Annotated in this window: 13 protein-coding genes; 1 reads left to right on the top strand and 12 read right to left on the bottom strand. The window is 68.6% G+C overall.

Features of this window, described 5'->3' with window-relative positions:
• Positions 1-211: 211 nt before the first annotated feature.
• Positions 212-4594 (bottom strand): MobF family relaxase, encoded by a 4383-nt coding sequence (gene mobF / locus ACQCO7_RS31880; protein ID WP_464075028.1) that lies wholly within the window; start codon positions 4592-4594, stop codon positions 212-214.
• A gap of 300 nt (positions 4595-4894) precedes the next feature.
• Between mobF and ACQCO7_RS31875 the strand changes: the two genes are divergently transcribed.
• Positions 4895-5842, top strand: a complete 948-nt coding sequence (locus tag ACQCO7_RS31875) for a hypothetical protein (RefSeq protein WP_464075027.1) — start codon at positions 4895-4897, stop codon at positions 5840-5842.
• A 226-nt stretch (positions 5843-6068) separates the two neighbouring features.
• Here the strand turns inward: ACQCO7_RS31875 and ACQCO7_RS31870 are convergent, their stop codons facing one another.
• The 11 genes from ACQCO7_RS31870 to ACQCO7_RS31820 form a co-directional block, all read right to left on the bottom strand.
• Positions 6069-6719 (bottom strand): hypothetical protein, encoded by a 651-nt coding sequence (locus tag ACQCO7_RS31870; RefSeq protein ID WP_464075026.1) that lies wholly within the window; start codon positions 6717-6719, stop codon positions 6069-6071.
• 23 nt (positions 6720-6742) lie between these two features.
• The gene (locus tag ACQCO7_RS31865; protein ID WP_464075025.1) at positions 6743-7021 is read right to left on the bottom strand and encodes a DUF6211 family protein; all 279 of its coding nucleotides are present in this window, start codon (positions 7019-7021) and stop codon (positions 6743-6745) included.
• A 189-nt stretch (positions 7022-7210) separates the two neighbouring features.
• Entirely contained in the window at positions 7211-7786 is a 576-nt protein-coding gene (locus tag ACQCO7_RS31860; RefSeq protein WP_464075024.1) for a DUF6349 family protein, read from the bottom strand.
• Positions 7783-8172: a DUF6181 family protein gene (locus ACQCO7_RS31855; protein ID WP_464075023.1), complete on the bottom strand. Its 390-nt coding sequence runs from the start codon at positions 8170-8172 to the stop codon at positions 7783-7785. Before ACQCO7_RS31855 ends, ACQCO7_RS31860 begins: the two co-directional genes overlap by 4 nt.
• A gap of 32 nt (positions 8173-8204) precedes the next feature.
• Positions 8205-8618: a DUF6197 family protein gene (locus ACQCO7_RS31850; protein ID WP_464075022.1), complete on the bottom strand. Its 414-nt coding sequence runs from the start codon at positions 8616-8618 to the stop codon at positions 8205-8207.
• 54 nt (positions 8619-8672) lie between these two features.
• Positions 8673-9326 carry a hypothetical protein gene (locus ACQCO7_RS31845; protein WP_464075021.1) on the bottom strand — a complete coding sequence of 218 codons (654 nt, stop codon included), beginning with the start codon at positions 9324-9326 and terminating at the stop codon, positions 8673-8675.
• A gap of 72 nt (positions 9327-9398) precedes the next feature.
• The gene (locus ACQCO7_RS31840) at positions 9399-10412 is read right to left on the bottom strand and encodes a DUF3560 domain-containing protein (RefSeq protein WP_464075020.1); all 1014 of its coding nucleotides are present in this window, start codon (positions 10410-10412) and stop codon (positions 9399-9401) included.
• A 312-nt stretch (positions 10413-10724) separates the two neighbouring features.
• The gene (locus tag ACQCO7_RS31835) at positions 10725-11141 is read right to left on the bottom strand and encodes a DUF6409 family protein (protein ID WP_464075019.1); all 417 of its coding nucleotides are present in this window, start codon (positions 11139-11141) and stop codon (positions 10725-10727) included.
• Positions 11142-11261: 120 nt separating this feature from the next.
• A complete protein-coding gene (locus ACQCO7_RS31830; protein ID WP_464075018.1) occupies positions 11262-12128 on the bottom strand; it encodes a hypothetical protein in 867 nt (288 codons plus the stop codon).
• 548 nt (positions 12129-12676) lie between these two features.
• The gene (locus ACQCO7_RS31825; protein WP_464075017.1) at positions 12677-13309 is read right to left on the bottom strand and encodes a hypothetical protein; all 633 of its coding nucleotides are present in this window, start codon (positions 13307-13309) and stop codon (positions 12677-12679) included.
• A 104-nt stretch (positions 13310-13413) separates the two neighbouring features.
• Positions 13414-13911 (bottom strand): hypothetical protein, encoded by a 498-nt coding sequence (locus ACQCO7_RS31820; protein WP_464075016.1) that lies wholly within the window; start codon positions 13909-13911, stop codon positions 13414-13416.
• Between the last annotated feature and the right edge of the window lie 66 nt (positions 13912-13977).

Here is a 13977-nt window from a genome sequence, read left to right as displayed (position 1 = left end):
CCTGGTCAGCTCCCCCCAGCCAACGGGGCTATCGAGCCTCGGGGAACCCTCAGGATCGACCGCACCATGTCGCGCTCCGCGCCGCATGGCCAGCAGCGACGCCAACCACACGCGAATTCGCTCGTACAGGAAGTGCCTGCGATGGACCATTTCGATCATCACCCCATGCCAGTCCGCTGCATTCTGCTCCATAACCAACGAGAGCTTCACTTCATAGTGAGGGCGGCTCTGGCGTCACGTGCCCATACGTGGTCAGGTTCGCTTCATCGAGATGCGGAGCGCCGGTCTGCCCCATCGTCGTACTCGTCGGGTCACCACCGCTGACCTGGTTGTCACGGCACTCGGACCGGCTCGCCAACTCATCCCGGAGCCTCGTCTCCCGGTGGGCAGCACCGGTAGCCGTGCTGCGTGCCTTACGGGCCTCGCCTCGTAGTTGGCGGGTGGTCTGCTCGTCCTTCTCACGGGCGCTTCGGAGTAGGACCCCCTTGTCGCGCTGGACCCTTTCGGCATCGATGGCAACACCCTCGAAGTCCTCGGAGCGACCGGCAAGGGCAGCCAGTCCGCGGAGTCGGTTACGCAACATGTCCAGCTCCCCGGCCACCTGAGCCCCGTACGCATGCAGAGCCTCGCGCTCGGCCTCAGCAAGAACCCTGTCCTGTCCCCGTAGGACGGGACGACCGAACCGGCCGACAGCGGCCAACTGCTGATCGAGCTGGTGCAGTCGCTCGCCCGCGTTTCGCTGTGCAGCGGTGTGCTGTTCCACGGTGTCGGTGATCGCTCGGACTTCGCGGATCGCCTCCGCGCGGGTGAGGAGGTCCTGACGGTGTCGTTCGAAAGCGAGGGCCGCCGGACCGGTTCCGGCTGCCACTTGTTGTTCGGCATGGGCGGCCTTCGACTCGGCGCGGTCGGCTGCCGTTCGGGTGGTGCGGGTGGCGGTCGCGGCCTTGCGGATCGCGTTGCGCAAGGCGTTGTTGCTCAGGTGGGCGTACGGGCGGTTGGCAGTCGGCGCGGTGGCTTCCGGGGGCGGTGTTCCGTGGATGCTCGGGTTCGCGGTCTCCGGTTCGGCATCGTCGTGGTCGGATTCAGCGGCCCCGGGTGCTCGCGGAACGGGAAGGTCGGCGACGGCGTCGCGGATGTGCTTGGGGACGGAGTTGTTCGGCAGCTCGGTGAGGATCATCCGCTCCTCGGTCCCCGACTCGACCTTGCGTATGAGTCCGGCGACCGCACGGTCCAGTTGCTCCCGCTCGCTCTCCGGTTCACCGTCGCGGGCACGGTCGGCGTCGGTCTCGTAGACGGACAGCGGGAGGAAGAGGTGGGACTCCTTCTTGTCGCGGGACAGCATCGTGTACAGCGCGTTCGCCTGCGCGCCGGGACCGTAGACCAGGGCCTCCTGAACGCTGAGGCCCTGGCTCTTGTGGCCGGTGATGGCGTAGCCGAGGCTCAGGCCGCCCTGCGCGATGTAGTCGGTGTCGACCCATTCCGCGTGGTCCCTGTGGCCGTCTGGGGTCTTCTCCCGCCACTCGACAAGTACACGCCGTTCGTCGTCGACGGCGCGGACGATGCCGCGGAAGCCGTTGAGGACGTCTTCGCTCGCCCCGCCCGTGCGCCTGGCTCGGTAGTCGTTGGCGCGCAGAAGGACTTGGTCGCCGACCGACAGGACGAGTTCGCCTCCGCCCGCGAGCGCATAGATGTGTTCGGGGCCAGCAAGGTCGCCGCCTGCTTTGCGTAGCGCGCGGGCGCCGAGGTTGAGTTCGTCGACGATCTCGTTGGTGGCGGCGAGCATGAGGAGCTGCTGTACGGCGGTGTGGTCGTCGTCGTACGCGATCCGCTTGTCGGCCCAGACGGTGAGCATCGCGGCGAGCGTCTCGTCCTTGTCGGCGAGGGCGTGGACGCGGCCGGTCGCGGCGAAGGTGCGCAGGGACTCCATGCGCTTGTTGTCGCGCCAGAGCTGGAGCGCACGGCGTTCGACGGCGTCCTTCTGACGGTAGTTCTCGGTGAGGGTGAGGCCGCCGACGAGGTGGTGGACGGCGGCGAAGTGGCCGCCGACGCCGGGTGAGTGGAGCTGTTTGGGGTCGCCGATGCCGACGACCTTCGTGCCGGTCTTCGCGGCGTGCGCGAGCAACTCCGCGATGTCGCGGTCGTCGCACATCGCGGCTTCGTCGACGACCAGGACGTCTACGCTGGTGAGGCCGGGCCCGTCGGCGCGGATACCGGTGAGCCAGGAGGCGAGAGTGCGGGAGGTGATGCCGGCTTCCGCCTTGAGGTTGGCGGCGGCGACGGCTGCCGTGCTCGCGCCCGCGACGACGAGTCCCTGTGCCTGCCAGGCTTGGCGGGCGGCGTCCATGATGGTCGTCTTGCCCGCGCCCGCGACGCCGATCACGCCGTCGATGCCGTGCCCGGCGGTGAGCAACCGGTCGAGGACGGCGCGCTGTTCGCCGGAGAACGCGAAGCCCTGCTGGGCCTCAACGGTGGACAGGGTCATCGCGACCGTGTCCGCGCTGACGACGGCGGCCTGTTCACCGAGGCGGCGGGTCGTCTCGGTGACGATCAGGGTCTCGGCAGCGACGACGTCGGCCGTCGTGTAACGGGCTGCGTGGGTGTAGTGCTGGGCGCCCTTGGGCTTGAGCTGGACCGCGTAACCGGCGTGCCGGAGAACGGAGTTCGTGAGCGTCTCGGCCTCGTCGGTGGTGGCGATGCCGTAGGGGAGGGCGTCGAGGACGGCCGCGATGGCGGCGGCGTGGGTGAACTCCTTGGAGTGCGCCGTGAGTCCAGTCTTCGGGTCGAAGACGGTCGCGCACAGCTCGTCCAGGCCAGGGTTCGGCGCATGGTTGTCGTCGTGGACGGCGGAGGTGGCGATGGCGTCGGGGTCGTCCCCGGCAGCGCGGCCCTCGGCCTGCCAGTACGCGCGCAGGACGTCGTCTGCGGCGCCCGCCGCCTCGCCGTTCTTCGCGGCCTTGGAGACGGCGGAGGCGGCGGTGCGTTCGCGCAGGGTGGCGCTGTCGTAGTCGAGTCCGAGGCGGGTGAGGAGTTCACGGACCTGGCTGTCGCGCTTACTGAAGAGCCGGATGGTGGGCTCGGGGATCGCGGCGATCTCCCAGGCGCCGGTGCGGTCCTCGCGGCGGAAGCGGATGCCGTAGCGGTCGGCGAGTTCGCGTCGTACGCGGGCGTTCATCAGGGCTTGTGTCGCGCGGGCGTGGCGGTGCAGGTCACGGCCGCCAGCGGCGACGGTGGACCACTGGCCGTCGGTGCCCTTGACCATGTTGGCCAGGGTGAAGTGCAGGTGGAAGTGGGGGTCGCCGTACGGCGCACCGCCGACCGGGCGGGCCGCGCGGTGGATCATCATCCAGCCGGAGAACCCGCTCGTGCCGATCGTGCGGGCCTCCTCGCCGTCACCGTGCCGGCCGCGCATCGCGTACGCCGTCCACCGCTCCAGCGCGTCCACGGACTCCCGGCCCGCAGCGACGATGACCGACTCGACCTCGGCGGCCATCTCCTGGGGCGCGTACGCGAGGAACACCGACTGCGACTTCGGGAGGTCGAGCGTGACGTCCGCGCCCCGGTTGCCGACCTCGACGCGGCCCTCCCGCATCGCCGCCTTGATCTCCTCGGCGTCCCAGACCTCGGCGGGGTCGACGCCCGCAGCCTTGGCCATCGCGACGGCCTCGCGGACCGCCATCGGCAGATCCCGCAGACGCCGTCCGGCTTCGGCCTCGGTCTGGAAGTAGCGGCGTTTCATGGACGTGGAGTTGAAGAGGTCGGCAGGCTGACGGCCTGTCCCGCGGGCCTTGTTCTGTACGGCATGCAAGAGCGCGCGGGCGTCGAGGCGTCCGCCCGCCTCGGCGCGGAGAGCCTGCTCCAGGTGCTGTTCGCCGTACAGCGCGACGGCGTCGATGCCGGTCGCGTCCGCGAGGGTCATCAGGGTGGAGGCCGGGACCTTGTGGGCTTCGCCGAAGCGGACGAGCTGGCGTTCCATCCGGCCGAAGGCGTCCTTCTTGCGCTTCGAGTCGAGCAGCGCTTCCGGTTTCACGCCGCGTTCGGCGGCGGTGCGGCGGATCGCGCGGACCAGGGGTGCGGCGGGGAGTTTCGCGGCGGGGGCGACGGCCAGCTTGGGTTCCACCAGCGTGCGGCCCGTACGCGGATCCTCGCCTCTCATCAGGCGGCGGGCCGCCGGGAACTGGTCGGGGGACAGGACGCTGCCGGGGATGATGTCGAACTCGGTCAGGCCCTTGCCGATCCACACCAGCGGGCGTTCGCTCGCGTCGAGGTGGTAGTCGAGCTGGCCGTCGGCGGCGGGAGCGGGGAGGACCTCCTCGCCGTACAGCATGCGGGCGTCGAGCCCTGCCGCTGCGGCGACTTCGACGGCGTCGAACCCCGTGAACCTCGCGCTCCCGGCGTTGCGTATCTGGGAGCGGACGCGGAAGAACGCCTTCTTCGCCTCCGTCGCGCCGAGGAGCGCGGCGACGGAGGTCCCGGTCTCCTCGGCCTTGGCCTCGATAGCGGCGATGAGGGGGGCGGCGTCAACGGTGGTCGCCTTCCCGCACCCGTGACCTCCGGTCAGGCGGTACTCGACCTGCCCGTCCGACGGGCCGATCATCGTCACCCACCCCACCGGTCCTACTCACCCCCTGTTCGAGAACCGGCCAGATTCAGTCATTTTGGCCATTTGTATCGTCACGAAGTGACGATACCTTGGTCCTCAGAAATTGGGATGATGCACTGATCAGGGATGGAATCGGTCAACGCTGCTTCGGCGTTCGCGGTGTTCATTTGACGCTGTTACCTCATGTCGTCCGTCAACGGACGGCATGAGGTGGAGTGTCCGTGTCAGTGCCTCGACCTACCTTGGTGAGCTGTCGGGTCGGTCGTTGACCCCAACACTCTGGAGGCCAACCCCATGCTCAAGGTCAGGGAGCGTCTGCGCTCGCTGGAGATACCCACGCGAATCCGGGCCTTGTCCGAGGACCAGCAATTCGCCATCGCCATCCTGCTCGGCTTCCTCGCGCCGGTCCTCATGACCGCGGCCTTGATCACGGGTTCACAGTTCTGGCTCATGGCTCAGTTCCCGCTCAGCGTCGTGCTGCTGCTTCCCACGATCTGGCTGCTGAAGCCTTGGTACGACGGCCTCCCCACTCGGAGCCAACGTCGTTTCACGACCGTGCCGCTGGCTTACTACGTCCTCTTGGTGCTGGTGTTCGTGGGGTTGGCTCTGGCCTCGGCGCCCTCCGACCGTGGTTGGGCCGCGGCTCTGCTGCTTCTGGTTTGGTGCCTGCACTTCGTCTACGGAGCAGGGATCGAGCCGAACAACTTCCCCCTCGAACGACTTCGCGGCCGACTCACGCGAGCCGCTCCGGTCCGTGTCTTCGCCACCTGGTGTGGACTGCTGGGGGTGCTCTGGTTCCTTCAGTACGCCCAGGATGATCCCAAGTACCGACCGTTCCTGCTGGGCGCGACACTCACCCTCGGCGGCGCTGGAGTCGCCGCCACAGTGAAGGTCTTCACGCGGGTACGGAAGCTCTCGACCGCCTTGCGCCTACGAACCCAGGACATGATCAGGTCACTGGAAGAACTGCACGATGCACCGGACGCCGACCGCCAGGGGAAACAGCAGACGGCACGGCGTACGTGGGACGCCTTGGAGATCATCCTCCTCACAAGAATCGACACGGGGTTCCGCACCGCGGGTTCCTTCGTCCTGCCGTCCGACGCCATCAAGGAGTTGGAGCAGACGGTCATGCTCGCGGTCGACGCGAAAACCCACGACGAAACCCACCACCAACTCGCCTTCGATGCCCTGCGAATCGTCCGCTCGGCGTGTCAGGGGCAGATCGACGCCGTGGCATAGAAGACCCCACGACACGAAGCCCGCCAACCGGGCGATGGCGGGCTTCTCCCTGGTCAGGAAGCAATAGGCCACTCCCCGAACGGCACAGGCGACTTGCCGTTCATATCCCGCAGCGCCTCATCGATGCCGCAAGGTGAGCAGATCCTGACGTCGCGCTCGACGGTGATCCGGGAATGCGCAGGAGATCTCCCCAGCTCACCTCCGCAGCGTGGACAACGCTCGCCGGTCACTCCGGATTCTCGCGGGCCGACTTGAGGATCAGATGCCAGACGGTGCGGGAGGACTCCTTCTCCGACAGCTCCTGCAACTGCCCGATCAACTCAGCGTTCTTCGCCCCAGGATTCTCCGCGAGCACCCGCCGGGCAAGAGCAAGCCGCTCGTCCCCCTGGTAGGGGTAGGCAAGTCCGCGGCGCCCCTTGGGCCGTCCGCCCGCGTGCCCGCGGCCCTTACGGTCCGCGAGGTACTGCCAGAGCCTCCAGCGCTTCCACTTCGGGCGCCGGCGGGTCGGGAGGATGTCCCAGTCGTCGGGCTCGGGCCAGCCCTCGGGGGGGGTCTTGACGTAGTGGGAGACGGTGGCGGAGTCGGCGAACCCACAGATCTTCGCCGCTTCGGCGGGGCCGACCAGTTCTTCGGGGTCACCGTCGAGCTTCGGCGGATTCGTGGTGCTCGCGGCGGCACGCCGGCGCTGAAGCTCGTGGTGCCACTTCGCCCAGGTGTCGCCGTCCCAGTGCATGACGCCGTCGAGAGTCGCGGTCACGGGCGGGTGTCCGTTGTTCTCGCGGTCGGTCCAGAGGTTCTGGAGCGTGGACTCGCTGATGTTGTGGACCTTGCGCAGGTCGGCTCGTGAGTAGAGCGTGCGGCCGGTCTCGGGGGCCAACGTTGGTCTCCTGTTCGGGGTGGTCATGGGAGGTCGTCCGGTTCCGGGGCCGGCGTCCACGTGCGGGTGCCGGTCGACTCAAGTCTGGTGAGCGTGGCTATCTCGTGCAGAGGAACGGCGGCGGCCCAGTCGGCGCGGCTGGGGTGGCCGACGGGAAGGTTGAGCACAAGGTGCCGGCCGGTCGGCGGGAGGTCCTCGACGATGACGAAGCTGTCGGTGTCGTCGGCGCTGATGCTGTTACCCCTCTTGAGCTGGGCGAGGTCGCCGGGCTGGGGACAGTCGGGGTGCCGGTCGCATAGCATGGTCGGGTCTTTCTGGTGAGAGACATCGACGGCCAGCGCCTTGTTGCCCTTGTGCGCTGGCCGTCATTTCGTTGTCGGGGTTGGTGCGACGGTCGGCCGGTCGGAGGTTGCCCTGCTCCGTTGACGGCCGAGTAATTAAACCACCTTTGAGGTGACGGGGTGGGGCTCTGGCCCAGGGGACGGCGGCCATCAGAAGAGCATTCCTTGGTTCGCCGGGCCGTCGCTCACGATGTCCGGCGGTCGCTCGACGCGGAGTTCGTAGCGGGAACGTCCCGCGTGCGGTGGAGCGTGCTCTTCGCGGCGGTGGCGGTTCCAGACCAGGAGCGGAGCGCCCTGGTCCACCCACCCCTCCGGGTACTGGGACGTCAGCTGAAGCCAGCGGTGCCGGCTCTGCGGGATCTCCCACCTGTCCTTGACGCTGGTGATCGGCGGGAGCGTCCGCCACCCCGGGAACGCGTGGTCGTGGGCGTCCTCCACCGCCTCGTTGTCGCCGTCGCGTACAGCGCCTTCCCAGTCGCAGGCGAGGCAGCCGCCCCGGAACTCCTGCCGGTACCGCAGCCCTATCAGCTTGCTGCGGGTGAGCAGGGTGGGGCTGTGGTGCGCGGGCGGTTCCAGCTCGTGTCCGAGGTCGCAGTACGCGCCGCCCGGGTGTCCGGCCTGGATGTGCCACATCCCGAACGCGTCGTGGGCGGGAACGCGTGCACGTCCGTTGCGCACCCGCCAGTGGTACGTCTGGCGCGCTCGTGCACCGAGGGGCTCGGTCACGACTCCTCGCTTCGGATGGCGGCGAGGACTTCGCGAAGAGGATCGGCGAGCAGGGTCTGTTCGTCGGGGGAGTCGAGAAACCGCGGGCCGTACGCGCGGCGAACCGCACGACGGGCGTCCTGGTGGCGGTTGTGTTCGGGGTCGTACTGCGACCGTTCGAGCACGTCGTAGCCATGCTGGGTGAGCACATCGGCGATGAGGGATCGGATCTGTACGGCGTCGACGGTGCGGAGGTCGGTCTCCCTGGGGGCCGCGAGGAGCACGCGGATCAGCTCGGACGCGCTGAGGCGGGGGTGGAGGGGGACGGCGATCCGGTGGACGCCGTCCCGGCTCGGGGTGGCGCCTCCTCGGCGGCTCGGTGTCCTGGTGGTGCTGCGGAGTTCCATCGTGTTGGCCTTTGAGGACTTGGGGGGCGCTGTCAGAACTGGGCGCGGACGGCGGCAGTGCGGAACGCGCGGGCGGCGTCGGCGGCGGTGCGGCCGGGCTCGGCGCTCCAGCGGTCGATGACCTCGCGGTGCAGAGCTTTCGCGGTGGCGGGCTCGGCGGCGGTGACCGGGGAGCCGGTGAGGGTTTCGGCGAGGATGCCGAACGCCTGGTCGCGGGCGCGGTGGATGCGGTCCCAGTCGTACGTCCGGCCGGCGGGCGCCCGCCCTTGTCCGGCGGCGACTTCGAGGGCGCCGCGCGGCCAGCAGGGCAAGGTGGTGGTGCGTCCGGGACCGTCGAACAGGCGGGGACCCTGATGGATGCCGACGTGTTCGATGTGACAGGCGGCCCATTCGAGGATCTCGGCCGGGGTGTCCGCAATGACGACGCTTGCGGGGCTGTAGTGCATGGTGAAGTCCGTTTCGGGGACCGGGGGCGGCAGCGCACCGCCCCCGGGGTCGGTCTACTGCTGGTAGGCGGGGATGAGTTCGCGGACCCGGTCCTTGCCGACGCACCCGCCCTCGTGACGGTGCACGCTCGGCGGAGCGCCGTTGCGTCCACGCAGGTGGCTCCAGAACTTCGGTCCCTCCCACGGGCACAGTTCGCAGGACAGGAACCAGTGGTTGTCGGACCCCGGGAATCCCGTGAGAACCGCTCGCCAACGGTGAGCCGCGAGTCCCGCGAATGCCGTCTGCGCGCTCCGGATGTTGCGGTCGGTGGCGGGCATCCGCGGGTGCAGCAGGGGCACCGGTCCGTGGAGCGGCTGGGGAGCGTCGGCGCGTACGTGGTCCAGGGGGATGGCGGTGATGCGTCCGGCGGCGTACTCCTGGGCGAGGTGCGCGGCGGCCATCTCGATACCCGGCACCCCCGTAGGTGGGCGGCGGAGGTTGTGCTCCCCCGTGCTGGTGTCGACCCACCAGTCCCGGTGCCACCTGTAGGCGCGGCCGATGACCTGGTCCTCGCCGATGATCACGGGGTACCGGCATTCGATGTCCGGGGTTCCGATGCGGTACGGCAAGGCGGTCTGGAGAGAAGGGTGCGCCGCGACTTCGCGGGTGTCCCGCTCGGCGTCGGTGGCGGTGACGGTCGTGGGCCGTTCGAGGAGTTGGGTGGTCATGGTGGTGCCCTGTTCTGGTGAGAGAGGGTCCCGCACCGGCGGCGCTCGGCCGCCGATGCGGGCGAGCGGTCGTTACGCGCCGTCGGCGGTGGTCGCCTGCCGCATCTCGTCGGCGCTCTTGCGTCCCGAGACGTCGTCGTAGGGAACCGTCCAGGTCCACCCGTCGAGCCGGTTGCCCTCGGCTCGTACGACGTCCCGTCCCACGCCGTTGTGGATGTGCGGGATGGTCACCGACTTGGGGTTGACGCGCAGGACCTCGTACCAGGTGCCTCGGCAGCGTACGAAGTCCCCGCGCTGGAAGTCGACCCTCGACCAGACCTTGAAGCCCTTGGCTTCGGCGTCCTTGATGACCTGCTGCCAGTGCTCTATCTCCTCGGTCAGCTCCTGGTGCTCGGTCACCAACTCGGGGTCCGCCGGGTTGCGGGAGTATCCCTTGGCGGGCTCGCCGCGCTGCCACTTCTCGACCGCGCGGAGGTCGGCCCGGAGCTTGTCCAGGCGGCGGAGGGTGCGGCCGGGGTCCTTGCGGAACCGCTCGTAGTTGGCGGCGGCTGCCTCGCGGTCGGCCCAGTACTGGGCGCGGTCGCGGTCGCTGATGCTCTTGCGCATCGCGTTGTCCATGCGCTGGTGATCGCGGCGGGCGCGGCCCTCGGAGTGGTGACCGACAAGGATGGGCTGGCCGAAGGCGAACCGTTCGGATATCTCGTGGCTCGCCTTCCAAGCGGCCTCGGAGTTCTGGGCCGCGTTGCCGGCGTATCCGCCGAACCGCTCGGCGCGGCTCTCCGCTCGCTCCTCCCGGTCCTGCTCGGCTTCGCTGAAGCTGCGGCGGTCGGCGTTGTCGATGGTCAGGGTGACCTCGAAGTCGGCGTCTCGGAGGCGCTGCGCGAGGAGTTCGAGGGAGGGGGTGTGGGTGGCGTGGTCGCGGCTGTGGGGGAGGTACCAGCAACCGAGGTTCCTGCTCCAGCGGAAGGGCTGGCGGCCGGTCCTGCCGTACTCGCGGAGTTTCAGGATCGCTGCTGACTTGTCCCCCCGGGTCGTGCCCTCGACGAGGGTTCCTTCCCTGCGGGTGTGCGTGATCTCGATAGTCACTGAACTGGTCTTCTCTGGTGAGGAGTTGGTCTGTCCGGAGGACGGACCTTGTGTTGGGGACGGCCCGCACCACGAGCGCGGGCCGTGAGGGACGAGCGGCTCGCGGGCCGTCGCGTCTGCGCGACGGCAGAGGCTGCCGCGTCCCCGCGGGACGCGTCCTTCACGGTCCGGTGCCCGTCGGCGGTCGACGGAATCGGCCGGCGGCGGTGAACGCACCGGACCTGTCCTGCCGCCCTGAAGGGGTGTCCGCTCTGGCGTTGAGGGCCTGCCGGTCCGGGGGTGTTGCCCTCCCCCGGACCGGCGGGACCGTGGTCAGCCGTGGTGGAGCGTGCGCCGCGCGACGAGGTCGGCCAGCCCGGTCCGCTCGCGCCACGCGTCGAGAACAGCGGCGCGGAGTGCGTCCCCGTCGTCGTAGGCGAACCGGCCGTGGCGCATCTTGCGGACGATGTCGCGGAACGCGTCCTGGTGCATCGTGGTCAGCGTGTCGTCGATCGGGGTCAGCTCATGCGGGAACATCGCCTGGACGCTGTGGCCGGGCTGCGGGGCGCCGAGAGTGAAGTACCAGACGACCGCCATGGTGGCCCTGTCCGCGAACTCCGGTCCGCCGAAGGGGCAGACGACGACGGCGGGGAGGGTGTTGTACTGGCGGCCCTGGTGCCAGGGTCCGGCCAGTACGAGCGTCGCGGTGGGGAAGTCCCGGACGGTGGGCGTCTGCTGGGTGGTGAGCATGTCGTTTCCTGTCTGGTGAGAGGTTCTACCGGGGCCGGTCGGCCCCGGTGGGGGGTGTCGGTCGGGGGTGTTGCCCTCCCCCTCCAACATGTTTAATTAAACCATGTTTTCCGATGAAGGTCAACCCACAGAGGCAAGTTCGCGTTGGCGCTCAACAGCCGTGACGACGGCGTCGGCAATGGCGCGGCCGGTCTCGATGACGCGGACGGCGGACTCATGGACCGGGGGCCTCCTGTCCTGGGTGACGATGCCCGCGAGCGGCGGCATGACGGCCGGTCCTGGGTCGATTCCGAGGATCAGCGCGGCGACGTGCGCCGCCGACGCAACCTCGGACGCGTGCTGACCGGGGAGGGGGGCCTCAACCTCTGCGATACGTCGCCACGCGTGGCCGTACAACAGGATGCGGACGGCGGCGTCGGGGGCCTCCCGGCTGAAGTCGAACCCTCCAGCCTCCTCGGGGTCCTCGTGGTACCAGTCCCGGAACTGCCCGACCAGAACGTCCCGGATGGTTTCGGCTACGAGCGGGGTGACTGCGGGCAACTCGTAGGCGTCGCCGCCGGTTTGGCTGATGTCGAACACCGGCCCGGCCTTGTAGCCGGACACCCACCGCCCCGCCCCCTCGACGCCGTCAGTAACGGCCTTCTGCTGCCCGCCGTCGGCCGTGGCGTCCTGCACGCCTTCGGTTCGGCGCGTGATCGGCGTCCATATGCGGATGGAGGTGGACCCCTTCACCGGGAAGCGCCCGGCCTTCCGCCAGTCTCCGGTGCTGAGTACGCGGGTGGCATGGGGGCACTGGGCGGCGATCGCGATGGAGTTGACGGGGCTACGGTCCGTCAGGGTCGCGGCCGTTCGCATCACCGTGGCCCAGAATCCCTCATCGGCGACCATCGCGCCGTACGCACGGTCCATCACGGCTTCGAGTTCGCCGCGCATCTTGGCACTGTAGGCGCGGCGCTCTTCGTCGGTCATCTTCGGCTTGCGGGGCATTTCTCGGTCCTCCTGGTGAGAGTTCGACATCCGGGGCCTGTCGGCTCCGGCGGGGTGCCGGAAAGGGGGTTGCCCGCCCCTCCCGACGTCTTTAATTAAACCATGTTTACGACTGCTCGGCAACCCTCTGAATCCAGTACAACCCCGCCTGGCTGCTCGCCGCCCGATATGCCGATAGAACCTCGTCCTCTATTTCTATCCAGTGTTCGAGGACATCGGGGTCGGTTTCCTTGTCACTGGCTGCGCGCCTGACCCTGCGCCATTCAATGGCGATTCTGAGTGTGCAGAGTTGGGATCGAGTCAGCTCCCAACGGCCGGAGTCCGGAAGTTGGTCGCCATAGGCCATTACTCGGGCGTTATCGATGTGTTCGGTGCCGGACCACACATTTTGTGCGGCCTGGAGTGCAAGAGCGCGCTTGAGGGTGCACCGGAGGTGCGGGGCTTGTACGGTCCATCGCGGCTCGATTATGAATACGTCAGCGCTCATCGGGATGCCTTTCCGTCGGGGCGGCGTGCCGTGGGCGCACGCCGCCATGAAACGTCAGCGATTAGAGGTCGTATCCGTCGATGTATTCGCCGCATTCTCCCTCGGACGTCCGAACATCGGGAAGAAATCGACTCACAGCGAATACGACGGCGTCAGCGATGATCCGGGGCACATCGTTGAGTACGAGACTCACCGCGTCGCCGTCAAGCCCGATGCGGACTTCTCCCGGTTCGAGGTTCATATAAACGAACGCGATTGCGCCGTCGACTCGGGTTCGGGCACCGGGGAGCCGGGCGGACAGATCGCGGGCAGCCTCTTCGACGTCCCGCCGCATCTCGGCCTGTTCGCGGTTGTACTCCTTCACACGCTCGTGAACGTCCCGGTGCGTGGGGATGAGGTCGGCGGCGATGCGGGCTGCAATGCGCTCCGGGGCCTCGCTCATGGCGACTCGGACGCTGTCGCGCTCACCCCTGCGGAACGGATAGTCGGTGACCGCGAACGCGCCCCGGATGTACAGGTGGCCGGGGTCGTCGAACCGCTCGGAAAGGTGGAGCTGTCGGCCGTCAGAGTGGGTGAGAACGGCGGCGTGGCCCAGCTCCTGGGCGCCGTGGTACGCCGATTGCGGTCGCCAGTTCCCACCGAGACCGAGGGCGATCGAGTGAGCCAGCTCTACGGTGGTGAGGGAGGTTCCCATTTTCTGATCTCCTGGTGAGAAGTTCCGCCGGGGCCGGTCGGCCCCGGCGGGATGCCGGTCGGAGGGTTGCCCACCTCCTCCCGACACATTTAATTAAACCATGTTTATGAGATAAGGGCAACCCTCGCGGCGGAATGGAAGGGGTTACGGCGGACACGGAACACCGTTCCGTCGTCGGCGGTGACACACTCGCCACGCGCCATGTCCTCCAGGAATCCGCCGAGTTCGCCGGTGGCAAGGTCAGCGGCCTGCATCAGGCGCGTCAGCGACGACCCGGCCTCGCGCGGCTCGTCGGCCTCGCCCACCCCGACCCACGCCCGATATCCGACCGGCAGCACCTCCGCGACGTAGGCGCGGGTACGAGGCGGAAGCGGCACGCCCTCGAACAGGCCGAACCTCTCTATGCCGTAGTCCTCCACCGCCCGCTCCGCCGCGTAACGGCCGCCGCCCGGATGACCGTCAACGTCGGCCAGATGCAGCAGGTCCGCTATCAGGCCATGAATCATGTCCTTGTGCGAGTCGCAGTAGACCTCCCACGCCCTACGCGCACGGTCGGCACTCTCCGACGCAGTCGAGTCGCCACCCAACACGGTGTCACCCATAACCAGCCCTTCCAGTGAGAGACCCCCGAACCGGTTCGACCCGGGGCGGTCGGGACACTTCCCCTC

It is taken from the genome of Streptomyces saintjeani, from assembly GCF_055409605.1.
The sequence above is the reverse complement of the archived record's forward strand: the minus strand, read 5'-3'. Positions and strand labels throughout refer to the sequence as shown.